This is a genomic window from Pseudomonas sp. B14(2022), assembly GCF_012030485.1.
In the GTDB taxonomy this organism is placed as follows: domain Bacteria; phylum Pseudomonadota; class Gammaproteobacteria; order Pseudomonadales; family Pseudomonadaceae; genus Aquipseudomonas.
On record NZ_JAAUVM010000001.1, the window covers coordinates 83,930 to 107,418 of the forward strand.

The following is a 23,489-nucleotide window of genomic DNA, read 5'->3' on the forward strand; positions in this document are numbered from 1 at the left end:
CACCAATAGCTGTACAATATTATTTTTTGGTATAAGTTTTGGCGTACCTGATCGCTTGGCGTGACCTATGGTTAACCATGAGGCTTAAACAAAAGTCACGCTCGATTACAAATTGATCCCTGCTTATAAAATAGACTAGTGATCGGCGGCGAACGTTACATGAGGAGCGTCCCATGCATATTTTGCTGACCGGCGGTACCGGCCTGATCGGTCGCCAACTCTGCCAACACTGGATTGCCCAAGGGCATCGCCTGACGGTGTGGAGCCGTCATCCTGAAGACGTCGCCCGGTTGTGCGGTGCAACGGTGCTGGGCGTGAGTCGTCTGGAGGAGGTGATTGGCGCGGTGGACGCGGTGGTTAACCTGGCGGGTGCGCCGATTGCTGACCGTCCCTGGACCCACAAACGCAAGGCGTTGCTTTGGAGTAGCCGCATCGGCTTGACCGAAACCCTGCTGGCCTGGCTCGAAAGCCAGGCGCAGAAACCGGCGGTGCTGGTTTCCGGTTCGGCGGTGGGCTGGTACGGCGACGGTGGTGAGCGCGAACTGACCGAGGCCAGCGGGCCGGTACAAGACGATTTCCCCAGCCAACTGTGCATCGCCTGGGAAGAAACCGCCCAGCGTGCCGAAGCGATGGGCATCCGCGTGGTGCTGGTGCGTACCGGCCTGGTGCTGGCGGCCGAGGGCGGCTTTTTGTCGCGCCTGTTGCTGCCGTTCAAGCTCGGGCTGGGCGGGCCTATCGGCAACGGGCGGCAGTGGATGCCTTGGGTGCATATCAGGGATCAAATCGCCCTGATTGATTTTCTTCTGCACAAGGATGACGCCAGCGGTCCTTATAATGCCTGCGCGCCGCACCCGGTGCGTAACCGCGAGTTCGCCAAGACATTGGGCCAGGTGCTGCACCGCCCGGCGTTCATGCCGATGCCGGCCTTTGCGTTGAAGGTGGGTTTGGGCGAGTTGTCCGGCTTGTTGCTGGGCGGCCAGAAAGCATTGCCCGAACGCCTGGTGGCGGCCGGTTTCACTTTTCAGTTCACTGAGTTGCGTGCGGCTTTGGACGACGTTTCCAGCCGCCTCTAAGAGATAGGATGTTGCATGACGGATCACGCGTTGTTACTGGTCAACCTGGGCTCACCGGCGTCCACTTCGGTGGCCGATGTGCGCAGCTACCTCAATCAGTTCCTGATGGACCCTTATGTAATCGACCTGCCGTGGCCGGTACGGCGCTTGCTGGTATCGCTGATCCTGATCAAGCGCCCCGAGCAGTCTGCCCATGCCTACGCCTCGATCTGGTGGGACGAGGGCTCGCCGTTGGTGGTACTCAGTCGTCGCCTGCAACAGCAGATGACCGCGCAGTGGACCCAGGGGCCCGTGGAGTTGGCGATGCGTTATGGCGAGCCTTCCCTGGAAACGACCCTCACGCGATTGGCCGCCCAAGGTATTCAAAAGGTCACGCTGGCGCCCTTGTACCCGCAATTTGCCGACAGCACCGTGACCACGGTGATTGAGGAAGCCAAGCGGGTGGTGCGTGACAAAAAGCTCAACGTACAGTTCTCGATCCTGCAGCCGTTCTACGATCAGGCGGAATACCTCGATGCGTTGGCAGCCAGCGCCCGACCTTATATAGACGCGCATTACGACCACTTGCTGCTGAGCTTCCACGGCTTGCCCGAGCGCCATCTGAAAAAGCTCGACCCTACCGGTGCGCACTGTTTCAAGGACGCGGACTGTTGCAAGAATGCCTCGCCTGAGGTGCTCGCTACCTGCTACCGCGCGCAATGCTTCAGCGTTGCCCGGGATTTCGCCGCGCGCCTGGGCTTGCCCGACGACAAATGGTCAGTGGCATTTCAATCGCGCCTGGGTCGCGCGAAATGGATCGAACCCTACACCGAGGCACGCCTGGAAGCGCTGGCCCAGCAAGGGGTGAAAAAGCTGCTGGTGATGTGCCCCGCGTTTGTTGCCGATTGCATCGAGACCCTGGAAGAAATCGGTGATCGTGGTCGGGAGCAATTCCGCGAGGCGGGCGGTGAGGAGTTGGTGCTGGTGCCGTGCCTCAATGATGACCCGCAATGGGCGGCGGCGCTCAATACCCTCTGCGAAAGAGCACCGCTGTCACTGTAGGCGCGAGCTTGCTCGCGAAGGTCGTTAACGATAACGCAGTGCATCTGGGGTAATGCGGCGCTCTCAGGTGCTTCGCGAGCAAGGGGCGGTTAGAGGTTGAGGGTCAGGCTGACGGTGAGGTTGCGCGGCTCGCCGGGATTGACCCAGTAATTGCTGTAGGACCGCTCGTAGTACTTTTCATCGAACAGGTTGTTGAGGTTCAGGCCCACGGTGACGTTCTGCGTGGCCTTGTAATGGGCCAGCAAATCGACGGTGTGGTAGGCGGGCAGCTCAAAGCGACTGCCCGCTTCACCCGAGCGATCCCCTACATAGGTGAACGCCGCGCCCAGGTCTGAACCGCGTAACGCACCTTCCTGGAATTCATACACTCCCAACAGACTGCCGCTGCGCTTGGCCACGCCAAGAATTCGGCTACCTGCTGGAATGGATTTATCACCCTTGGTCACTTCGGCGTCGATGTAGGCAAAGGCGCCGATCACTCGTACGGCATCGGTCAGTTGTCCTGTCAGTTGCAGGTCGAAGCCCTGGCTGCGTGCCTTGCCCATGGCGCGGTTGGTATTGGTGGCCGGGTCCAGGGCCAGCACGTTTTCCTTTTCGATATGGAAGGCAGCGAGGGTGGCGCTGAGGCGGTCGTCGAACAGCTCGCTCTTGATCCCCACCTCATAGCCCACGCCTTCTTCGGGCTTAAAGGTCTTACCGGTGGCGCCCAGGCCGCTGTTGGGTTTGAACGAGGTGGAGGCGTTGGCGAATACGCCGACCTCTGGCGTCAGTTGGTAGAGCAGGCCGGCGCGCTGGGTAAGTGCGTCGTGGGTTTGCCGACTCTTGGCATGGTTACGGGTGAAGTCGTCGGTGCTTTGTTCGAAATGCTCGAAGCGCGCGCCGACCATGCCGCGCAGGCGGTCGGTGAAGATGATCTGGTCTTGCAGGTTCAGCGCCTGGCTTTTGGTCTGTTCGAAGAAGTCGGTGCCGGAACGTTCGCCGTTGGGTTTGGGCTGGCCGTAGACCGGGTTGTAGAGGTCGATGGGGTAGAGGCTGCCGGCAATGGCGGTGACGCGCTCCTTCTTGCGGTAATCCTCGTACTCGGTGCCGACCAGCAGTTCATGTTGCCAACTGCCAATCTCAAACAGGCCGCGCAGTTCCAGTTGGGTGATGCTGTCGTGCCAACCCATGGAACGTTCGCGGTAACGGCGGTTGAGGGTGTGGCCGTCGGCGTTCAGCGCGCGGTTTTCCGAGGCGTCGCCCCACAGGCTGCCTTGCTTGTAATGGCTGGCCAGGCGCAGTTTCCAGGCGTCGTTGAGGTGATGCTCAAGGGTGGCCTGGATGCGGTTGTTGTGGTTGTCGATATCGCCGTCGTTGGGTTCGCCGAGGAAAGTGGAGCGCGATACGCCGGGGGCGTCGACGATGCCCCGGTCGAAGGTGGAGCTGTGGCGTACGAATTCGCTTTCCACCAGCAGGCGGGTGTCCGGGTCCAGCTGCCAGCTGAATGAGGGCGCGACAAATACGCGCTTGCTCTCGAGGTGATCGCGGAAGCTGTTGTTGTCTTCCACCGCCAGGTTGACCCGCGACAGCAGGTTGCCCTCGCTGTCCAGTGGCGTGTTGACGTCCAAGGCGGTGCGATAGCGATCCCAACTGCCGGCGCTGGTTTGCAGGGTGGTGAAGGCTTCAGGCTGAGGCTTTTTGGTGACGATATTCACGGTGCCGCCGGGATCACCACGGCCATACAGGCTGGCTGCCGGGCCCTTGAGCACTTCGATACGTTCGATATTGGCCGCGTCCGGCGTGCTCGGATAGCCACGGTTGGCGCTGAAACCGTCCTGGTAGAACTCCGACGTGGTGAAACCGCGCACGCTGTATTCATAGAGGGTAAGGCCGCCAAAGTTGTTCTGCTTGGACACGCCGCCGGCGAACTCCAGGGCGCGTTCCACGCTGGTGCTGCCTAGGTCCGTGAGTACCGAGGCGGGAATCACGCTGATGGACTGTGGGATGTCGCGAAGGGCGGTGTCGGTTTTAGTCGCGCTGGCAGAACGGGTGGCGCGGTAGCCGTTGACCGGGCCGGTGGCGGATTCATAGGCGTCGGTGGTGACGCTGATGGCGTCCAGCTCAACGGTATTGTCTTCGGCAAAGGCGGGGTCCAGCAACAAACCCAAGGCCAGGCCAGCCAGGGGGGCAAACTTTCGAGACGGCATGATAGAGCGTTCCAATGGCGATATTGAAACAATATAACATGTCCAATGAGAATGCTTCTGCTCTGAAACATGAGCTTACAGGTACCCGCGAACGGGTACCTGCCGAGGTGATTTATTCCTCTTCCTTGACCGGTGCAGGCGGTGGGCGCAGGCCGATTTCCGCCAGCAGCTTGATTTCTTTACCGTTGCGCATCACCTGGATCGCCACCTTGTCGGTCGGCTTGATCCGCGCGACCTGGTTCATCGACTTGCGCCCATCACCGGCCGGTTCGCCGTTGATGCTGAGGATCACATCCCCCAACTGCAGGCCGGCTTTCTGTGCCGGGCCATCGCGGAAGATCCCGGCGACCACGATGCCAGGGCGCCCGGTCAGGCCAAACGATTCGGCCAGTTCCTTGGTCAACGGCTGCACTTCAATCCCCAGCCAGCCGCGAATTACCTGGCCGTGCTCGATGATCGACTTCATCACTTCCATCGCCAGCTTCACCGGGATCGCAAAGCCGATGCCCTGGGAACCGCCGGACTTGGAGAAAATCGCCGTGTTGATGCCGGTCAGGTTGCCATTGGCATCCACCAGTGCGCCGCCGGAGTTGCCCGGGTTGATCGCCGCGTCGGTCTGGATGAAATCTTCGTAGCTGTTCAGCCCCAACTGGTTACGCCCGGTGGCGCTGATGATGCCCATGGTCACCGTCTGGCCCACCCCGAACGGGTTGCCGATGGCCAGTGCCACATCACCCACCCGCAGCCCATCGGAGCGGCCGAGGGTGATGGAAGGCAGGCTTTTCAAATCGATCTTCAGGACCGCGAGGTCGGTTTCAGGGTCGCTGCCCACCACGCGGGCCAGGGTTTCGCGGCCGTCACGCAGGGCCACCACAATCTGGTCGGCGCCGGTGGTCACGTGGTTATTGGTGAGGATGTAGCCTTCGGGGCTCATGATCACCCCGGAACCCAGGCTGGACTCCATGCGGCGCTGCTTGGGCCCGTTGTCACCGAAATAACGGCGGAACTGCGGATCTTCAAACAACGGATGGGCCGGCTTGTTGATGACCTTGGTGGTGTACAGGTTGACCACGGCCGGAGCGGCGATGACCACCGCGTCCGCGTAAGTCACCGGGCCTTGCACCACCGAGCTGGTCTGCGGCGCCTGTTGCAGGTTGACATCTAAGGTGGGTAAGCCCACCCACTGGGGATAACGCTGAATAATCAGCATCGCGATCAGCACGCCAGCCAGCAATGGCCATCCAAAAAAACGCAGTGCCTTGAGCATCAAGTAAGTCCTGACAGGTTGCAGGGGGCGGGAGAGCGCCCATAATGTCGCGCATTATACGAGGCTGCGAGCGCCTCGGAACGGGATATTTAGGAGTCTTTTATGGCCGTCCCCCTTACCACCCTCGTCGAGGAAGCGGACCGCTACCTTGGCAGCGCAAAAATTGCCGATTATTGCCCCAATGGCCTGCAGGTCGAGGGGCGGCCGCAAGTGATGCGCATCGTCAGCGGCGTGACCGCCAGCCAGGCCCTGCTGGACGCGGCCGTCGAAGCCCAGGCCGATTTGATCCTGGTGCACCACGGTTATTTCTGGAAAGGCGAAAACCCCTGTATCACCGGCATGAAGCAACGCCGCCTGAAAACCCTGCTCAAGCACGACATCAGCCTGTTGGCCTACCACCTGCCGCTGGACCTGCACCCCGACGTTGGCAACAACGTGCAACTCGCCCGACAGCTGGAAGTCACCGTCGAAGGCCCACTGGACCCGAGCAACCCCAAGATCGTCGGCCTGGTCGGCTCGCTCGCCGAACCGCTGTCGCCCCGCGACTTCGCCCGGCGAGTGCAGGATGTGATGGGCCGCGAGCCGCTGCTGATTGAAGGCAGCCAGATGATCCGCCGCGTCGGCTGGTGCACCGGTGGTGGCCAGGGTTACATCGACAACGCCATCGTCGCCGGCGTCGACTTGTTCCTGAGCGGTGAAGCCTCCGAGCAAACCTTCCACAGCGCCCGGGAAAACGACATCAGCTTTATCGCCGCCGGCCACCACGCCACCGAGCGTTACGGCGTACAGGCTCTGGGCGACTACCTGGCGCGGCGCTTTGCCTTGGAGCATCTGTTCATCGATTGCCCCAACCCGATTTGACGGCCAAACGTTGGGGCATATTGATATACCGTTTCGATCTAGCTGGCGCCCTGAATAGAAGAAGGTGCTGTGCTAGCATGCCCCGCTCGAACACGGCCCGCTGGCCGTCCATAAGATCGTTTTTCCGTGAGTAACCATGGTCGACAAACTGACGCATCTGAAACAGCTGGAGGCGGAAAGCATCCACATCATCCGCGAGGTCGCCGCCGAGTTCGATAACCCGGTGATGCTCTACTCGATCGGTAAAGACTCCGCCGTGATGCTGCACCTGGCGCGCAAGGCCTTCTTCCCGGGCAAGCTGCCGTTCCCGGTGATGCACGTCGACACCCGCTGGAAATTCCAGGAGATGTACAAGTTCCGCGACAAAATGGTCGAAGAGCTGGGCCTGGACCTGATCACCCACGTCAACCCGGACGGCGTAGCGCAGGGCATCAACCCGTTCACCCACGGCAGCGCCAAGCACACCGACATCATGAAGACCGAAGGCCTCAAGCAGGCCTTGGACAAGCATGGTTTCGACGCTGCCTTCGGCGGTGCCCGTCGCGATGAAGAGAAATCCCGTGCCAAAGAGCGCGTGTACTCGTTCCGCGACAGCAAGCACCGCTGGGACCCGAAGAACCAGCGCCCGGAGCTGTGGAACGTCTACAACGGCAACGTCAACAAGGGTGAGTCGATCCGTGTGTTCCCGCTGTCCAACTGGACCGAGCTGGACATCTGGCAGTACATCTACCTGGAAGGCATCCCGATCGTGCCGCTGTACTTCGCCGCCGAACGCGATGTCATCGAGAAGAACGGCACGTTGATCATGATCGACGACGACCGCATCCTCGAGCACCTGTCCGACGAAGACAAAGCCCGAATCGTCAAAAAGAAAGTACGTTTCCGTACCCTTGGCTGCTACCCGTTGACGGGCGCGGTGGAGTCCGAAGCCGAGACGCTGACGGACATCATTCAGGAAATGCTCCTGACGCGAACTTCCGAGCGCCAGGGCCGTGTCATCGACCACGATGGTGCAGGCTCGATGGAAGATAAAAAACGTCAAGGCTATTTCTAAGGGGCTGTCATGTCGCATCAATCTGATTTGATCAGCGAGGACATCCTCGCCTACCTGGGCCAGCACGAGCGCAAGGAAATGTTGCGCTTCCTGACCTGTGGCAACGTCGACGACGGCAAGAGCACCCTGATCGGGCGCCTGCTGCACGACTCCAAGATGATCTACGAAGATCACCTGGAAGCCATCACCCGTGACTCGAAAAAGTCCGGCACCACCGGTGACGACATCGACCTGGCATTGCTGGTCGACGGTCTGCAGGCCGAGCGTGAGCAGGGCATCACTATCGATGTTGCCTACCGCTACTTCTCCACCGCCAAGCGCAAATTCATCATCGCCGACACCCCCGGCCATGAGCAGTACACCCGCAACATGGCCACCGGTGCGTCCACCTGTGACCTGGCGATCATCCTGATCGACGCCCGCTACGGCGTGCAGACCCAGACCCGTCGCCACAGCTATATCGCCTCGTTGCTGGGCATCAAGCACATCGTGATCGCCGTCAACAAGATGGACATCAATGGCTTTGACCAAAGCGTGTTCGAGTCGATCAAGGCCGATTACCTGAAGTTCGCCGAGGGCATCGCCTTCAAGCCGAGCACCATGGCATTCGTGCCGATGTCGGCGCTCAAGGGCGACAACGTGGTGAACAAGAGCGAGCACTCGCCCTGGTACACCGGCCAGTCGCTGATGGAGATCCTCGAGACCGTCGAGATCGCCAACGACCGCAACTACACCGACCTGCGTTTCCCGGTGCAGTACGTCAACCGTCCGAACCTGAACTTCCGTGGGTTTGCCGGCACCCTGGCCAGCGGCATCGTGCACAAGGGCGACGACGTCGTGGTGCTGCCGTCGGGCAAGAGCAGCCGCGTCAAATCCATCGTCACCTTCGAAGGTGAGCTGGAGCACGCCGGCCCCGGCCAGGCCGTGACCCTGACCATGGAAGACGAGATCGACATCTCCCGTGGCGACCTGCTGGTGCATGCCGACAATGTGCCGCAAGTGACCGACGCCTTCGACGCCATGCTGGTGTGGATGGCCGAAGAACCGATGCTGCCGGGCAAGAAATACGACATCAAGCGCGCCACCAGCTACGTGCCGGGTTCCATCACCAGCATCGTGCACCGTGTGGACGTGAACACCCTGGCCGAAGGCCCGGCGAGTTCGCTGCAGTTGAACGAAATCGGCCGGGTCAAGGTCAGTCTCGACGCCGCCATCGCATTGGATGGCTACGACAGCAACCGCACCACCGGTGCGTTTATCGTCATTGATCGCTTGACCAACGGTACCGTGGGCGCCGGCATGATCATCGCACCGCCGATTACCCACGGCAGTGCGGCCCATCATGGCAAGTTGGCCCATGTCGCCACCGAGGAGCGCGCCCAGCGTTTCGGCCAGCAACCGGCCACAGTGTTGTTCAGCGGCCTGTCAGGCGCGGGCAAGAGCACCTTGGCCTATGCGGTCGAGCGCAAGCTGTTCGACATGGGCCGTGCGGTGTTTGTGCTGGATGGCCAGAACCTGCGTCACGACCTGAATAAAGGGTTGCCGCAGGACCGTGCCGGACGTACCGAGAACTGGCGTCGTGCCGCTCACGTGGCGCGTCAGTTCAACGAAGCCGGCCTGCTGACCCTGGCCGCGTTCGTCGCCCCGGATGCCGAAGGCCGTGAACAGGCCAAGGCGCTGATTGGCAGCGATCGCCTGCTGACCGTGTACGTGCAGGCCTCGCCGCTGGTGTGTGCCGAGCGTGATCCGCAGGGCCTGTACGCGGCGGGTGGGGATAACATCCCTGGCGAATCCTTCCCGTACGACGTGCCGTTGAATGCCGACCTGGTAATCGACACCCAGGCCCTGTCGCTGGAAGACAGTGTCAAGCAAGTGTTGGAGCTGTTGCGTCAGCGCGGCGCGATCTAAACCTCGCTGCAGTCAAATGTGGGAGGGGGCTTGCCCCCGATAGCAGTGTGTCAGTCAGTACATCTGTCACTGATCCACCTCTATCGGGGGTAAGCCCCCTCCCACGTTTTGTTCATCATTTGTCTGGAAAATCTTTGTGAAGACGGTCCAGCAACGCATCCTTGGTTTCCCACAGCTGGTTGATCCACCCCTGGAACGCCAACCGATACTCCCCATCCTGCTCATAATTCTTGCCGATAAACTCGGCCGGAATCTGCACCTCTTCAAACTGCACCACCACGTCCTTCACATTCCCGCACAGCAAATCCCAATACCCAGGGCGTCCGCCAGGGTAGTGAATGGTCACGTTGACCAGTGATTTCAGCTGTTCCCCCATGGCATCCAGCACAAACGCGATACCACCCGCCTTGGGCTTGAGCAGGTAGCGAAACGGCGACTTCTGCTGTGCGTGCTTGCTCGGCGTAAAGCGCGTGCCTTCGGCAAAGTTGAAAATGCCCACCGGATTGTTGCGAAACTTCGCACAGGTCTTGCGGGTGGTTTCCAGGTCTTTGCCTTTCTTCTCCGGGTGCTTCTCCAGGTAGGCCTTGGTGTAGCGCTTCATGAACGGAAAGCCCAACGCCCACCACGCCAAGCCAATCACCGGCACCCAGATCAACTCCTGCTTGAGGAAGAACTTCAGCGGGCGAATGCGTCGATTGAGCACGTATTGCAGGACCATGATGTCGACCCAGCTCTGATGGTTGCTGGTGACGAGGTACGAGTGCTGGTAGTCCAGGCCTTCAAGGCCTTTAAGGTGCCAGCGGGTGCTGCGCACCAGGTTCATCCAACCCTTGTTGTTGGTGACCCAGGCTTCATGGGTGTGGTTCATCAGCCATTCACTGAAGCGTTTGGCGAAGGGCAGGGCCTTGAACAGCGCCACGACAAACAGGAACGAACACAGCAGGATCGTGTTCAGCGCCAGCAACAAGGACGCGATCACCCCGCGTACGGCGGCAGGTAGAAAATCCAGCATTTAGATATCCATAGGTCGGTTGGCGGCTTGGATCGCAGTCAGCGCGATGGTGTACACGATGTCGTCGACCTGGGCGCCACGAGGCAGGTCGTTGACCGGTTTGCGCAGGCCTTGGAGCATCGGCCCCAGGCTGACGCAATCGGCACTGCGTTGCACGGCCTTGTGCGTGGTATTGCCGGTGTTCAGGTCTGGGAACACGAACACGGTGGCTTTACCGGCGACCAGGCTGTCGGGGGCCAGTTGGCGGGCGACGGTTTCGTTGGCGGCGGCGTCGTATTGCAGGGGGCCGTCGATCAGAAGCGAGCTTTGCTGCTCATGAGCGAGCAGGGTGGCTTCGCGGACCTTCTCCACTTCCTCACCGCTGGCCGAGTCGCCGCTGGAGTAGCTGATCATCGCCACACGCGGGGTGATGCCGAAGGCGGCGGCCGAGTCGGCGCTTTGCAAGGCGATTTCCGCCAGCTCGGCGGCACTTGGGTGCGGGTTCATCACGCAGTCGCCGTAGACCAGCACCTGCTCGGGGAACAGCATGAAGAACACCGATGACACCAGGGTGCAGCCCGGTGCGGTCTTGATCAGCTGCAAGGCCGGGCGAATGGTGTTGGCGGTGGAGTGGATAACTCCGGAGACCAGACCGTCCACTTCATCCAGTGCGAGCATCATGGTGGCGATCACCACGGTGTCTTCCAGTTGCTGCTCGGCCATCGGCGCATTCAGGCTCTTGCTCTTGCGCAGGGCAACCATGGGCTCGACGTAGCGCTGGCGAATCAGGTCCGGGTCGAGAATCTCCAGGCCTTCGGGCAATTCGATGCCTTGGGCGCGCGCGACGGCTTCCACGTCAGCCGGCTTGGCCAGCAGCACGCAGCGCGCGATGCCCCTTGCCTGGCAAATGGCGGCGGCTTGCACGGTCAGCGGCTCGCTGCCCTCGGGCAGCACAATGCGTTTGTTAGCGGCCTGGGCGCGTTGGATCAACTGGTAGCGGAACACCGCCGGCGACAGGCGCATCTCCCGTGGCGTGCCGCAGCGCTGGTGCAGCCAGCGCGCGTCGAGGTGGCTGGCGACGAAATCGGTGATGATCTCCGCGCGCTCGCGGTCATCAATGGGGATTTCCTTGTTGAGGTTGTTGAGCAGGTTGGCGGTTTCGTAGGAACCGGTACTCACCGACAAAACCGGCAGCCCAGCCTGGAAGGCGCCGCGGCACAGCTCCATGATGCGCGGGTCGGGCAGGGTATCGCTGGTCAGCAGCAGGCCGGCCAGGGGCACGCCGTTGATCGCGGCCAGGCTGACGGCGAGGATGATGTCGTCACGGTCGCCGGGGGTCACCACCAGCACGCCGGGCTTGAGCAGCTCCACGGTGTTACGCATGGTGCGGGCGCAGATGATGATCTTGGTCATGCGCCGGGTTTCGTAGTCGCCGGCGTTGAGGATCTGCGCGCCCATCAGATCGGCCACGTCGCGGGTGCGCGGCGCGTTGAGTTCCGGCTGGTAAGGAATGCAGCCGAGCAGGCGGAAATCACCGCTGCGCAGCAAGGGGGAATGCTCCTTGAGGCGCGCCGAGAAGGCTTCCATGCTTTCGTCGGTGCGTACCTTGTTCAGGATCACGCCGAGCACTTTCGGGTCTTTCGGGCCGCCGAACAGTTGGGCCTGCAATTCCACGCGGCCGGAGAGTTCGGTGAGCACTTCGTTTTCCGGGGCCGAGACCAGGATCACTTCTGCGTCCAGGCTCTTGGCCAGGTGCAGGTTGACCCGGGCCGCATAGCTGGCGCTGCGGGTCGGCACCATGCCTTCGACGATCAGCACGTCCTTGCCCACGGCGGCTTGCTGGTAAAGGGTGATGATTTCCTCGAGCAGTTCGTCGAGCTGGCCGTCGCCGAGCATCCGCTCCACGTGAGCCAGGCCCAGGGGCTGTGGTGGTTTTAGTCCGTGGGTGCGCGCTATCAGTTCAGTGGAGCGCTCAGGGCCGGTATCGCCAGGGTGCGGCTGGGCAATCGGCTTGAAGAAGCCGACTTTCAGGCCGGCTCGCTCAAGGGTACGCACCAGCCCAAGGCTGATGGAGGTCAGGCCCACACCAAAATCGGTGGGCGCGATAAAAAAAGTCTGCATGCGAATTCTCTGGAGGTGCATGGCTTCGGTGGCGCTCTATGGTTGAGTGCCTGCCGGGAATCAGGTGCCAAGGTTATCGTTATTCGGGCGCTTGCGCACACCAGCCGCAGGCAAAGGGCTGGCCTATTTTTTCCAGGCGCTGCGCGGGGTCCAGAACCCAGGCGCGGGACTGCCACGGAGGCTGGTGGCGCAGGTGCTGGGTGTGGCCGCAAGACAGCTCGGCAACCCAGTGACCCTCCTCGTCCTGGTGGAAACCGATGATCAAGGATGCCGTTGATCGGCCCCGTCCGTCCGGGTTCTGTTCGCTTTCGGGCAAATCCTTGTTTAGACTTGTCCGTTCTTCATTCTTATGCAAAAGGTCTCGCCCCATGACGATCGCCGCTAACAAGGCTGTCTCCATCGACTATACCCTGACCAACGACGCTGGTGAGGTCATCGACAGCTCAGCCGGCGGCGCGCCGCTGGTCTACCTGCAAGGCGCAGGTAACATCATCCCAGGCCTGGAAAAGGCTCTGGAAGGCAAGAGCGTTGGTGATGAGCTGACCGTTGCCGTAGAACCTGAAGATGCCTACGGCGAATACTCCGCCGAACTGGTCAGCACCCTGAGCCGCAGCATGTTCGAAGGTGTTGATGAGTTGGAAGTGGGCATGCAGTTCCACGCTTCCGCGCCGGACGGTCAAATGCAGATCGTCACCATCCGTGATCTGGACGGCGACGACGTCACCGTCGATGGCAACCACCCTCTGGCTGGTCAGCGCCTGAACTTCCAAGTGAAGATCGTTGCCATCCGCGACGCTTCCCAGGAAGAAGTGGCCCACGGTCACGTCCACGGTGAAGGCGGTCATCACCATTGATTGATGTTTTGATCAAGTGGTAGCAAAAACGCCCCGACTGGTTCGGGGCGTTTTTTTGTGCGCTTGAAAATCTCTACCGGATACCCCTCCCACATTTTGCTCGTGGTGTATTTTCAGGCACAAACAAAAATGCCCCAGACCTTTCGGTATGGGGCATTTCTTAACTGTTTCGCAACCGGGGTTGCGTTGCAGTTGCTACCACTTAGGCTGCAGCAGGAACGCTCAGAGCCTTGATGTGGCCATTCAGGCGGCTCTTATGACGAGCGGCCTTGTTCTTGTGGATGATGCCTTTATCGGCCATACGGTCGATAACTGGCACAGCCAGAACGTAAGCTGCTTGAGCTTTTTCAGCGTCTTTGGTGTCGATGGCTTTAACTACATTCTTGATGTAGGTACGAACCATGGAACGCAGGCTGGCGTTGTGGCTGCGACGCTTCTCAGCCTGTTTTGCACGTTTTTTGGCGGAAGGTGTGTTGGCCACCGTCGAGCTCCTCGAAAGACTTTTTAGGAAATAGCAAACAAAATAGGCCGCGAATCATGCCGATGACTTGATGTGTTGTCAAGGCCGGCTGATGCGAACTGCTGAGTGGTCGATCTGAAGAGGCGGGTGATTTATTTCCGGCGCTTGACCTGTAAACTCGCGAGCTTTGGCGCTGTGCTGTTGCAGGCGCGCAGTATCGCATAAGTAGGCGCTTAGTTCGCCTGCTCTTTATCTATAGGCGCAAACTCTTTCAATGAATCTGCTCAAATCGTTGGCCGCCGTCAGCTCTATCACGATGATCTCCCGGGTTTTGGGGTTTGTGCGTGACACCCTGCTGGCGCGTATTTTTGGCGCCAGCATGGCCACGGATGCGTTCTTTATTGCATTTAAACTGCCCAACCTGCTGCGGCGGATCTTTGCCGAGGGCGCATTTTCCCAGGCGTTCGTGCCGATTCTGGCCGAGTACAAGACCCAGCAGGGGGAGGAGGCGACCCGTACCTTCATTGCCTACGTCTCGGGCCTGCTGACCCTGGTGTTGATGCTGGTGACCATCGTCGGCATGCTCGCCGCGCCTTGGGTGATCTGGGCCACGGCGCCGGGTTTTGCCAATACGCCGGAAAAATTCGCGCTGACCACTGATCTGTTGCGAGTGACCTTTCCTTATATATTGCTGATCTCGCTGTCATCCCTGGCCGGTGCGATCCTCAACACCTGGAACCGTTTCTCGGTACCGGCGTTCGTGCCGACGCTGCTTAACGTCAGCATGATTATCTTTGCCCTGTTCCTGACACCTTACTTCGATCCGCCGGTCATGGCCCTTGGCTGGGCCGTGCTGGCCGGTGGCCTGGCGCAGTTGCTCTACCAACTGCCGCACCTGAAAAAGATCGGCATGCTCGTGTTGCCGCGCCTGAACCTCAAGGACACCGGCGTCTGGCGTGTGATGCGCAATATGTTGCCGGCGATCCTTGGCGTGTCGGTGAGCCAGATTTCCCTGATCATCAACACCGCGTTCGCCTCGTTGCTGGTATCCGGCTCGGTGTCGTGGATGTATTACGCCGACCGCCTCATGGAGTTACCGTCCGGCGTGCTGGGCGTGGCCCTGGGCACCATTTTGCTGCCGACGCTGGCGCGCACCTACGCCAGCAAGGATCGCCAGGAATACTCGCGCATCCTCGACTGGGGGCTGCGCCTGTGCTTCGTCCTGGTGTTGCCGTGCGCACTGGCCTTGGGGATCCTGGCCGAGCCGCTGACAGTGTCGCTGTTCCAATACGGGCAATTCGATGCCCATGATGCATTGATGACTCAGCATGCGCTGGTGGCTTATTCCGTCGGCCTGCTCGGCATCATCGTGATCAAGGTGTTGGCGCCTGGTTTCTATGCCCAGCAAAACATCCGCACCCCGGTAAAGATCGCGATCTTCACCCTGATCGTCACGCAACTGCTCAACCTGGTGTTTATCGGCCCGCTGGCCCATGCCGGCCTGGCCCTGGCCATCAGTGCTGGAGCCTGCATCAATGCCGGCCTGCTGTTTTATCAACTGCGCAAACAACAGATGTTCCAGCCTCAGCCTGGCTGGGGCATGTTCGCCCTCAAGTTACTGGTGGCTGTTGCGATGATGTCGGCGGTATTGCTCGGCCTGATGCACTTCATGCCGGCCTGGGATGAAGGCCATATGCTGGAGCGCTTCATGCGCCTGGGCATGCTGGTGGTGGCCGGTGTGGTGGTGTACTTCGGGATGTTGCTGCTGCAGGGCTTCCGCCTGCGGGATTTCAATCGCAAGTCGTTGAGTTAGAGAGTTTGTCGCGATAAAACGGTTGTTTTATCGATTCGATCCATTTGCCCTGCGCTGTTGCCTGTCGTCCGGGGCCGGGTGTGGTTATAATCGACCACTTTATGAGCAAGAAGCGCGTTATGCAGCTGGTTCGAGGTCTCCACAACCTGCGCCCTGAGCATCGGGGCTGCGTCGCCACTATTGGCAACTTTGACGGTGTTCACCGTGGTCACCAGGCTATCCTGGCCCGGCTGCGCGAGCGTGCGGTCGAGTTGGACGTACCCAGCTGCGTGGTGATTTTCGAGCCACAGCCGCGGGAATATTTCACCCCGGAAACGGCACCGGCCCGTCTGGCCCGCCTGCGGGACAAGCTGCAACTGCTGGCCGAAGAAGGCGTGGACCGCGTCCTCTGCCTGGCTTTCAACCAGCGTTTGCAAAGTCTCAGCGCTGCCGAGTTCGTCGACCGCATACTGGTAGATGGCCTGGGCGTACAGCATTTGGAGGTCGGCGACGACTTCCGTTTTGGTTGCGACCGGGTCGGGGATTTCGAATTCCTGCAACACGCCGGTATCACCCAGGGTTTTACCGTCGAAGCCGCGCAAACCGTCGAACTGGATGGCCTGCGCGTGAGCAGCACCCAAGTGCGTAACGCCCTGGCCGCTGCCGACTTCGCCTTGGCCGAGCGTTTGCTCGGTCGCCCGTTCCGCATTGCCGGGCGGGTACTGCACGGCCAGAAGCTGGCGCGCCAACTGGGCACGCCAACCGCCAACGTGCAACTCAAGCGCCGCCGTGTGCCGCTGACCGGGGTTTACCTGGTCAGCGTCGACATCGACGGCCAGTCGTGGCCGGGAGTCGCCAACATAGGCGTCAGGCCCACGGTTGCAGGTGATGGCAAGGCCCACCTGGAAGTTCACCTTTTGGATTTTGCCGGTGATCTGTATGACCGGCGTTTGACGGTGGTTTTCCACCAGAAGCTGCGTGAAGAGCAGCGTTTCGCCTCCCTTGAGGCGTTGAAAACGGCGATCAATGCGGATGTCGCCGCCGCCCGTGCACTAGCCGCACCTAGCGCCCATCGCTAACCGAAGAGCCTTAAATGACCGACTATAAAGCCACGCTAAACCTTCCGGACACCGCCTTCCCAATGAAGGCCGGCCTGCCACAGCGCGAACCGCAGATCCTGCAGCGCTGGGACAGTATTGGCCTGTACGGAAAGTTGCGCGAAATTGGCAAGGATCGTCCGAAATTCGTTCTGCACGACGGCCCTCCTTATGCCAACGGCACGATTCACATCGGTCATGCGCTGAACAAAATTCTCAAGGACATGATCCTGCGCTCGAAAACCCTTTCGGGCTTCGACGCGCCTTATGTCCCGGGTTGGGACTGCCACGGCCTGCCGATCGAACACAAGGTCGAAGTGACCCACGGCAAGAACCTGGGTGCCGATAAAACCCGCGAGCTGTGCCGTGCCTACGCTGCCGAGCAGATCGAAGGGCAGAAGTCCGAATTCATCCGCCTGGGTGTGCTGGGCGAGTGGGACAACCCGTACAAAACCATGAGCTTCAAGAACGAGGCCGGTGAAATCCGTGCCTTGGCCGAAATCGTCAAGGGCGGTTTCGTGTTCAAGGGCCTCAAGCCTGTGAACTGGTGCTTCGATTGCGGTTCGGCCCTGGCTGAAGCGGAAGTCGAGTACGAAGACAAGAAGTCCTCGACCATCGACGTAGCCTTCCCGATTGCCGACGACGCCAAGCTGGCCCAGGCGTTTGGCCTGGCAAGCCTGAGCAAACCGGCTGCCATCGTGATCTGGACCACTACCCCGTGGACCATTCCCGCCAACCAGGCGCTGAACGTGCACCCGGAATTCACCTACGCCTTGGTGGACGTCGGTGATCGCCTGCTGGTGTTGGCCGAGGAAATGGTCGAAGCGTGCCTGGCTCGCTACGAGCTGCAAGGTTCGGTGATTGCCACCACCACCGGTTCCGCGCTGGAACTGATCAACTTCCGTCACCCGTTCTATGACCGTCTGTCGCCGGTGTACCTGGCTGACTACGTCGAGTTAGGTTCGGGTACCGGTGTGGTTCACTGCTCGCCCGCCTATGGCGTGGACGACTTCGTGATCTGCAAAAAGTACGGCATGGTCAACGATGAGATCATCAACCCGGTGCAAAGCAACGGTGTTTACGTGCCGTCGCTGGAATTCTTCGGCGGCCAGTTCATCTTCAAGGCCGACCAGCCGATCATCGACAAGCTGCGTGAAGTCGGTGCGCTGATGCAAACCGACACCATCAAGCACAGCTACATGCACTGCTGGCGTCACAAGACCCCGCTGATCTACCGCGCCACCGCGCAATGGTTTATCGGCATGGACAAAGAGCCGACCAGCGGCGACACCCTGCGTGTGCGCTCGCTCAAGGCCATCGAAGACACCAAGTTCGTACCGGCCTGGGGTCAGGCGCGCCTGCATTCGATGATCGCCAACCGTCCGGACTGGTGCATCTCCCGTCAACGCAACTGGGGTGTGCCGATCCCGTTCTTCCTTAACAAGGAAAGCGGTGAGCTGCACCCACGTACCGTCGAACTGATGGAAGTGGTGGCCCAGCGTGTCGAACAGGAAGGCATCGAAGCCTGGTTCAAGCTGGATGCTACCGAGCTGCTGGGCGACGAGGCACCGCTGTACGACAAGATCAGCGACACCCTGGACGTATGGTTCGACTCGGGCACCACCCACTGGCACGTGCTGCGCGGCTCGCACCCGATGGGCCACGAGACCGGCCCGCGTGCCGACCTGTACCTGGAAGGCTCCGACCAACACCGTGGCTGGTTCCATTCCTCGTTGCTGACCGGTTGCGCTATCGACAACCACGCGCCGTACCGCGAGCTGCTGACCCACGGCTTCACCGTCGACGAGACGGGCCGCAAGATGTCCAAGTCGCTGAAGAACGTGATCGAACCGAAAAAGATCAATGACACGCTGGGTGCCGACATCATGCGCCTGTGGGTGGCGTCGACCGATTATTCGGGCGAGATCGCCGTATCGGACCAGATCCTGGCTCGTAGCGCCGACGCCTACCGCCGTATCCGTAATACCGCACGCTTCCTGCTGTCGAACCTGACCGGTTTCAATCCGGCCACCGACATCCTGCCGGCCGAGGACATGCTTGCCCTGGACCGTTGGGCTGTGGACCGTACCCTGTTGCTGCAACGCGAGTTGCAAGAGCACTACGGCGAATACCGCTTCTGGAACGTGTACTCGAAGATCCACAACTTCTGCGTGCAGGAGCTGGGTGGTTTCTACCTCGACATCATCAAGGATCGCCAGTACACCACTGGTGCCAACAGCAAGGCCCGCCGTTCGGCGCAGACCGCGCTGTACCACATCTCCGAAGCGCTGGTGCGCTGGATCGCACCGATCCTGGCCTTCACCGCCGACGAACTGTGGGAATACCTGCCGGGCGAGCGTAACGAGTCCGTCATGCTCAACACCTGGTACCAAGGCTTGACCGAACTGCCGGCCGACTTCGAACTGGGCCGCGAGTACTGGGAAGGCGTAATGGCCGTCAAGGTTGCGGTGAACAAGGAGCTGGAGGTTCAGCGTGCGGCCAAGGCCGTCGGTGGCAACCTCCAGGCCGAAGTCACCCTCTTTGCCGAGGAAGGCCTGACTGCCGACCTGACCAAGTTGAGCAACGAGCTGCGCTTCGTGTTGATCACTTCCACTGCGAGCCTGGCACCGTTTGCCCAGGCACCGGCGGACGCCGTGGCCACTGAAGTACCGGGCCTCAAGCTCAAAGTGGTCAAGTCGGCCTTCCCTAAGTGCGCCCGTTGCTGGCACTGCCGGGAAGATGTCGGGGTGAACCCTGAGCATCCGGAAATCTGCGGTCGTTGCGTCGACAACATCTCCGGTGAAGGCGAGGTTCGCCACTATGCCTAATGCAGCCAGTCGTTTCGGACGTCTGGGCTGGCTCGTACTGAGCGTGCTGGTCCTGGTCATTGACCAGGTCAGCAAGGCTCACTTCGAGGGCTCCCTGGAAATGTTCCAGCAAATCGTGGTGATCCCGGATTACTTCAGCTGGACCCTGGCCTACAACACCGGCGCCGCTTTCAGCTTCCTGGCTGACGGTGGCGGCTGGCAGCGCTGGCTGTTCGCGCTGATCGCCGTGGTGGTCAGCGCGGTGCTCGTGGTCTGGCTCAAACGCCTGGGCCGCGATGAAACCTGGCTGGCCATCGCCTTGGCCCTGGTGTTGGGCGGCGCCCTGGGCAACCTGTACGACCGTATTGCCTTGGGCCATGTGATCGACTTCATCCTGGTGCATTGGCAGAACCGCCATTACTTCCCGGCGTTCAATTTTGCCGACAGCGCCATCACCGTCGGCGCAATCATGCTGGCGCTGGACATGTTCAAAAGTAAGAAAACCGGAGAGACCGTCAATGACTGATCAGGTATTGGCTGAGCAACGCATCGGCCAGAACACGGAAGTCACCTTGCATTTCGCACTGCGCCTGGAGAATGGCGACACGGTCGACAGCACGTTCGACAAAGCCCCGGCGACTTTCAAGGTCGGCGACGGCAACCTGTTGCCGGGTTTTGAAGCGGCACTGTTCGGTTTCAAGGCCGGCGACAAGCGCACCCTGCAGATTCTGCCGGAAAACGCCTTTGGCCAGCCCAACCCGCAAAACGTGCAGATCATCCCGCGTTCGCAGTTCCAGGACATGGACCTATCGGAAGGCCTGCTGGTGATTTTCAACGATGCGGCGAATACCGAGCTGCCTGGTGTGGTCAAAACCTTCGATGACGCGCAAGTAACCATCGACTTCAACCACCCGTTGGCCGGTAAAACCTTGACGTTCGACGTTGAAATCTTCGACGTTAAAGCACTTTGATCAACGCCCCGATCTAAAATGTGGGATCGGGCCGGGGAGGGAGGGGGCAAGCCCCCTCCCTCCTTTGATCTCCATTGTCAGTTCACTAGCATCAACTCTGACCAAGCGCCAGACACGAGGCACAGCATGCAAATCAAACTCGCCAACCCCCGTGGCTTCTGCGCCGGCGTGGACCGGGCGATCGAAATCGTCAACCGCGCCCTGGAAGTCTTCGGGCCGCCGATTTATGTGCGCCATGAGGTCGTCCATAACAAGTTCGTGGTCGAAGACCTGCGTGCACGTGGCGCCATCTTTGTCGAAGAACTGGAGCAGGTGCCGGACGACGTTATCGTTATCTTCAGCGCCCACGGTGTTTCCCAGGCCGTACGTACCGAAGCGGCTGGCCGTGGCCTGAAAGTATTCGACGCCACCTGTCCGCTGGTCACCAAGGTACATATCGAGGTCGCGCGCTACAGCCGTGATGGTCGCGAATGCATCCTGATCGGCCATGCCGGCCACCCGGAGGTCGAAGGCACTATGGGCCAATACGACGGCAGCAATGGTGGCGCCATCTACCTTGTGGAAGACGAAAAAGACGTCGCCAGCTTGCAGGTTCACAACCCTGAGCGTTTGGCATTCGTGACCCAGACCACTTTGTCCATGGATGACACCAGCCGCGTGATCGACGCGCTGCGCAGCCGCTTCCCGGCCATTGGTGGGCCACGCAAGGACGACATCTGCTATGCCACCCAAAACCGCCAGGATGCAGTCAAGCAGTTGGCCGATGAATGCGATGTAGTGCTGGTGGTCGGCAGCCCTAACAGCTCCAACTCCAACCGTCTGCGCGAATTGGCCGAACGCATGGCGACACCGGCATACCTGATCGACGGTGCTGAAGATATGCAGCGCAGTTGGTTCGATGGTGTCGAGCGTATTGGTATCACGGCGGGCGCTTCGGCCCCGGAAGTCCTGGTGCGCGGTGTCATCCAGCAGTTGCATGCCTGGGGGGCTACGGGCGCCGATGAGTTGGCCGGTCGTGAAGAGAACATCACTTTCTCCATGCCCAAGGAGCTGCGGGTTCGCTCGCTGCTCTGAATGCCAGGGTGCCGAAGTAACTTCGGCACAACGCCTGTTCGGCTCTATCGCTGCGCAGGCTGATGCGCCCACTGGGCGCCAGCACCACCTGGTGCAGGCTCTGCAGCGAGTCCGTGGCGCAGATGTGTACAGTGCCAGCACGAAAACCTCCCCCAGCAAATACCGGTTCGCCCAGCCCGCTGAAGCGTACTTGGCTTTTAACCGGTCCATTCCCGACTATCGGCACCCGACCGCTGCCCTGGCGTTCCAGTAGCACCGGGTTGTCGTCGTCCAGATGACCACGCCCACTTACATCCAAAATGACCCGCCAACCCTGGCTCCAGTCATCGTCCAGTGCATGGATGACCACTGCCCGATTGCGCGCGATGGCTTCAGTGCGCGCGAAGCGAAGTCCGTTCGTCAGTGATTGCGCGGCGCTTTGTCGCTGCTGTGATGCCAGCAGGCCCATGAAATTGGGGGTAGCCAGATGCGCCAGGATGCCGCTCACGAGCAGTCCGAGCAGCAGTTCGATCAGGGTGAAACCTCGTTGTTCCATACGCCGTCCCTCCGTGGACGTGTGTGCATAGCGGGTTGAAATCTAGGTATAGCGTCCAGTTCGGGTTACCGAATGGTGGCCTTTGTGTCCAAAGTATTTCCCTTTGTTCCGTGGGCAGCGCTGGTCAAAAACCGACGCTAGTCTGGTGTCGCACGGCAGGGTTTTCCTGTTTTTCTTCGGCCCTCGACATGGATGACGACGGTAATGCTTACTTGCCTGAAAACCTGTTCGCCCCTGGCTTTTCCTCGTTATGAAATCGGCACGACGTTGATCGAAGTGCTGGTGGCGGTGCTGATTCTCGCCGTCGGCCTGCTAGGTGCGGTGGTGCTCCAGCTCAATGCCCTCAAGTACACCGACAATTCGAGGATGACCAGCCAGGCCAGTTTCATCGCTTACGATATGCTCGACCGAATCCGTGCCAATTCCGGCGCCGACTATTCATTGCGCCGGGACGAACGGGCGCCGACGAGTACTGCGACCACCAGCGTGCGTGATGTGGACCTACATGATTTCCAGGCCAATATCCGCGGTTTTGCCGGGGAAAGTGCCAAAGGCTCCGTGGCGGTCAGTGCAGACGAAGTGACTGTCAGTATCAGTTGGGATGACAGCCGGGGTGCAAATAGGCCTGGCGCGCGGGAAACCTTCACCCTGACCAGTCGCATCGACAATGAGCCTGGTGTTATGCGATGAGACATGGAGTTAGAGGTTTCAGCCTGGTGGAATTGTTGCTGGCCCTGGTCGTCGGTTTAGTGCTGGTGCTGGGGGGGAGCCAAGTGCTGATCAGTTCCCGAGTGACCTACGCCAGCCATCAGGCGGCCATGTTGCTGCAGGATGATGCGCGGTTTGTACTGGGCAAGATGATCCAGGACATTCGTCAGGCGGGAATGTTTGGCTGTTTGGCCCCGGTCTTTATCGAGAACGCCCCGCCAGCCTTTGAAAGGCCTGTCAGCTGGAGTGCCGGGGACAGTTCAAAGTCGCTCACGCTGGTCACCGCCGATGTCGGCGATGGCAGGCCTGACTGGACGGTGCTCTCCGACTGCACTGCTACCGCTCAAGCCTATTCAGGCAGCTCACCTGCGCCTGCTCCCGGGCAGATTCGTTTTGCGATTCGGCAACTGACCTACACCTTCGAGGCGGGCCAGTTGAAGGTCAGCACGCCTGCCGCGCCGGCCAAGGCTGTGTTGGTGGATAACGTACGGGCTTTCGATGTCAGTTTCGGCGTGGCTGCCAGCCCGGCATCCGTTCGGGTTGTGCGTTATGACGCTATCCCAACCGATGAATCCTTGATCCGCAGCGTACGCATCCGCATGACGCTGCAAGACCCGACGGGGCGGGTAAAAGATCAAACCTACAGCGTCGTGGCGGCACTGCGAAACCGTGTGGGGTAGGGAGGCCAT

The 23,489-nt window shown here is 60.4% G+C and carries 21 protein-coding genes; 14 read left to right on the forward strand and 7 right to left on the reverse strand.

Annotated features, from left to right (window positions below; translation table 11 throughout):
* The first annotated feature begins 173 nt into the window (after positions 1–173).
* Both HCF10_RS00445 and hemH read left to right on the forward strand, forming a co-directional pair.
* Positions 174–1,073 (forward strand): TIGR01777 family oxidoreductase, encoded by a 900-nt coding sequence (locus HCF10_RS00445; protein ID WP_167654704.1) that lies wholly within the window; start codon positions 174–176, stop codon positions 1,071–1,073.
* A gap of 15 nt (positions 1,074–1,088) precedes the next feature.
* Positions 1,089–2,114 carry a ferrochelatase gene (gene hemH / locus HCF10_RS00450; protein WP_131698509.1) on the forward strand — a complete coding sequence of 342 codons (1,026 nt, stop codon included), beginning with the start codon at positions 1,089–1,091 and terminating at the stop codon, positions 2,112–2,114.
* Between the two features lie 89 nt (positions 2,115–2,203).
* On the opposite strand, the gene HCF10_RS00455 is transcribed toward hemH, so the two are convergent.
* Both HCF10_RS00455 and algW read right to left on the reverse strand, forming a co-directional pair.
* Positions 2,204–4,300 carry a TonB-dependent siderophore receptor gene (locus HCF10_RS00455; protein WP_167654705.1) on the reverse strand — a complete coding sequence of 699 codons (2,097 nt, stop codon included), beginning with the start codon at positions 4,298–4,300 and terminating at the stop codon, positions 2,204–2,206.
* Between the two features lie 112 nt (positions 4,301–4,412).
* Positions 4,413–5,567 (reverse strand): Do family serine endopeptidase AlgW, encoded by a 1,155-nt coding sequence (gene algW, locus HCF10_RS00460; protein WP_145335419.1) that lies wholly within the window; start codon positions 5,565–5,567, stop codon positions 4,413–4,415.
* A gap of 102 nt (positions 5,568–5,669) precedes the next feature.
* Here algW and HCF10_RS00465 point away from each other — a divergent pair, with 102 nt between their 5' ends.
* The 3 genes from HCF10_RS00465 (at position 5,670) to cysN (ending at position 9,390) form a co-directional block, all read left to right on the forward strand.
* The gene (locus tag HCF10_RS00465) at positions 5,670–6,428 is read left to right on the forward strand and encodes a Nif3-like dinuclear metal center hexameric protein (RefSeq protein ID WP_167654706.1); all 759 of its coding nucleotides are present in this window, start codon (positions 5,670–5,672) and stop codon (positions 6,426–6,428) included.
* Between the two features lie 136 nt (positions 6,429–6,564).
* A complete protein-coding gene (gene cysD / locus HCF10_RS00470) occupies positions 6,565–7,482 on the forward strand; it encodes a sulfate adenylyltransferase subunit CysD (RefSeq protein WP_017137614.1) in 918 nt (305 codons plus the stop codon).
* A 9-nt stretch (positions 7,483–7,491) separates the two neighbouring features.
* The gene (cysN, locus tag HCF10_RS00475) at positions 7,492–9,390 is read left to right on the forward strand and encodes a sulfate adenylyltransferase subunit CysN (RefSeq protein ID WP_131698504.1); all 1,899 of its coding nucleotides are present in this window, start codon (positions 7,492–7,494) and stop codon (positions 9,388–9,390) included.
* A gap of 115 nt (positions 9,391–9,505) precedes the next feature.
* On the opposite strand, the gene HCF10_RS00480 is transcribed toward cysN, so the two are convergent.
* From HCF10_RS00480 to HCF10_RS00490, 3 genes are all read right to left on the reverse strand, one after another.
* Positions 9,506–10,402: an acyltransferase gene (locus HCF10_RS00480; protein ID WP_167654707.1), complete on the reverse strand. Its 897-nt coding sequence runs from the start codon at positions 10,400–10,402 to the stop codon at positions 9,506–9,508.
* Positions 10,403–12,502 carry a phosphate acetyltransferase gene (gene pta / locus HCF10_RS00485; protein WP_053131777.1) on the reverse strand — a complete coding sequence of 700 codons (2,100 nt, stop codon included), beginning with the start codon at positions 12,500–12,502 and terminating at the stop codon, positions 10,403–10,405.
* Positions 12,503–12,581: 79 nt separating this feature from the next.
* Positions 12,582–12,872, reverse strand: a complete 291-nt coding sequence (locus HCF10_RS00490) for a DUF3565 domain-containing protein (RefSeq protein WP_311771975.1) — start codon at positions 12,870–12,872, stop codon at positions 12,582–12,584.
* On the opposite strand from HCF10_RS00490, the gene HCF10_RS00495 reads away from it, so the two are divergent.
* On the forward strand, positions 12,871–13,356 hold the full coding sequence (locus HCF10_RS00495) for an FKBP-type peptidyl-prolyl cis-trans isomerase (protein ID WP_027606858.1): 486 nt from the start codon (positions 12,871–12,873) through the stop codon (positions 13,354–13,356). The two genes, HCF10_RS00490 and HCF10_RS00495, sit on opposite strands and share 2 nt — an antisense overlap.
* Before the next feature lie 202 nt (positions 13,357–13,558).
* Here the strand turns inward: HCF10_RS00495 and rpsT are convergent, their stop codons facing one another.
* A complete protein-coding gene (rpsT, locus tag HCF10_RS00500) occupies positions 13,559–13,837 on the reverse strand; it encodes a 30S ribosomal protein S20 (protein WP_003188401.1) in 279 nt (92 codons plus the stop codon).
* Positions 13,838–14,090: 253 nt separating this feature from the next.
* Here rpsT and murJ point away from each other — a divergent pair, with 253 nt between their 5' ends.
* The 6 genes from murJ (at position 14,091) to ispH (ending at position 21,557) form a co-directional block, all read left to right on the forward strand.
* Complete coding sequence (gene murJ, locus HCF10_RS00505) at positions 14,091–15,629, forward strand: murein biosynthesis integral membrane protein MurJ (RefSeq protein ID WP_131698501.1); 1,539 nt, start codon at positions 14,091–14,093, stop codon at positions 15,627–15,629.
* Between the two features lie 119 nt (positions 15,630–15,748).
* A complete protein-coding gene (gene ribF / locus HCF10_RS00510; RefSeq protein ID WP_167654708.1) occupies positions 15,749–16,687 on the forward strand; it encodes a bifunctional riboflavin kinase/FAD synthetase in 939 nt (312 codons plus the stop codon).
* Between the two features lie 14 nt (positions 16,688–16,701).
* Entirely contained in the window at positions 16,702–19,533 is a 2,832-nt protein-coding gene (gene ileS / locus HCF10_RS00515) for an isoleucine--tRNA ligase (protein WP_131698499.1), read from the forward strand.
* Entirely contained in the window at positions 19,526–20,038 is a 513-nt protein-coding gene (gene lspA, locus HCF10_RS00520; protein WP_131698498.1) for a signal peptidase II, read from the forward strand. The genes ileS and lspA overlap by 8 nt, the downstream gene beginning before the upstream one ends.
* Before the next feature lie 7 nt (positions 20,039–20,045).
* Complete coding sequence (gene fkpB, locus HCF10_RS00525) at positions 20,046–20,483, forward strand: FKBP-type peptidyl-prolyl cis-trans isomerase (RefSeq protein ID WP_174244855.1); 438 nt, start codon at positions 20,046–20,048, stop codon at positions 20,481–20,483.
* Positions 20,484–20,609: 126 nt separating this feature from the next.
* Positions 20,610–21,557, forward strand: coding sequence for a 4-hydroxy-3-methylbut-2-enyl diphosphate reductase (gene ispH / locus HCF10_RS00530; RefSeq protein ID WP_027606852.1), 948 nt, complete (start codon positions 20,610–20,612; stop codon positions 21,555–21,557).
* On the opposite strand, the gene HCF10_RS00535 is transcribed toward ispH, so the two are convergent.
* Positions 21,511–22,092 (reverse strand): GspH/FimT family pseudopilin, encoded by a 582-nt coding sequence (locus HCF10_RS00535; RefSeq protein ID WP_145335411.1) that lies wholly within the window; start codon positions 22,090–22,092, stop codon positions 21,511–21,513. The genes ispH and HCF10_RS00535 overlap by 47 nt on opposite strands.
* A 204-nt stretch (positions 22,093–22,296) precedes the next feature.
* On the opposite strand from HCF10_RS00535, the gene pilV reads away from it, so the two are divergent.
* Together pilV and HCF10_RS00545 are read left to right on the forward strand one after the other, a co-directional pair.
* A complete protein-coding gene (pilV, locus tag HCF10_RS00540; RefSeq protein ID WP_145335409.1) occupies positions 22,297–22,782 on the forward strand; it encodes a type IV pilus modification protein PilV in 486 nt (161 codons plus the stop codon).
* On the forward strand, positions 22,779–23,480 hold the full coding sequence (locus HCF10_RS00545; RefSeq protein ID WP_145335407.1) for a prepilin-type N-terminal cleavage/methylation domain-containing protein: 702 nt from the start codon (positions 22,779–22,781) through the stop codon (positions 23,478–23,480). Before pilV ends, HCF10_RS00545 begins: the two co-directional genes overlap by 4 nt.
* Positions 23,481–23,489: the final 9 nt, after the last annotated feature.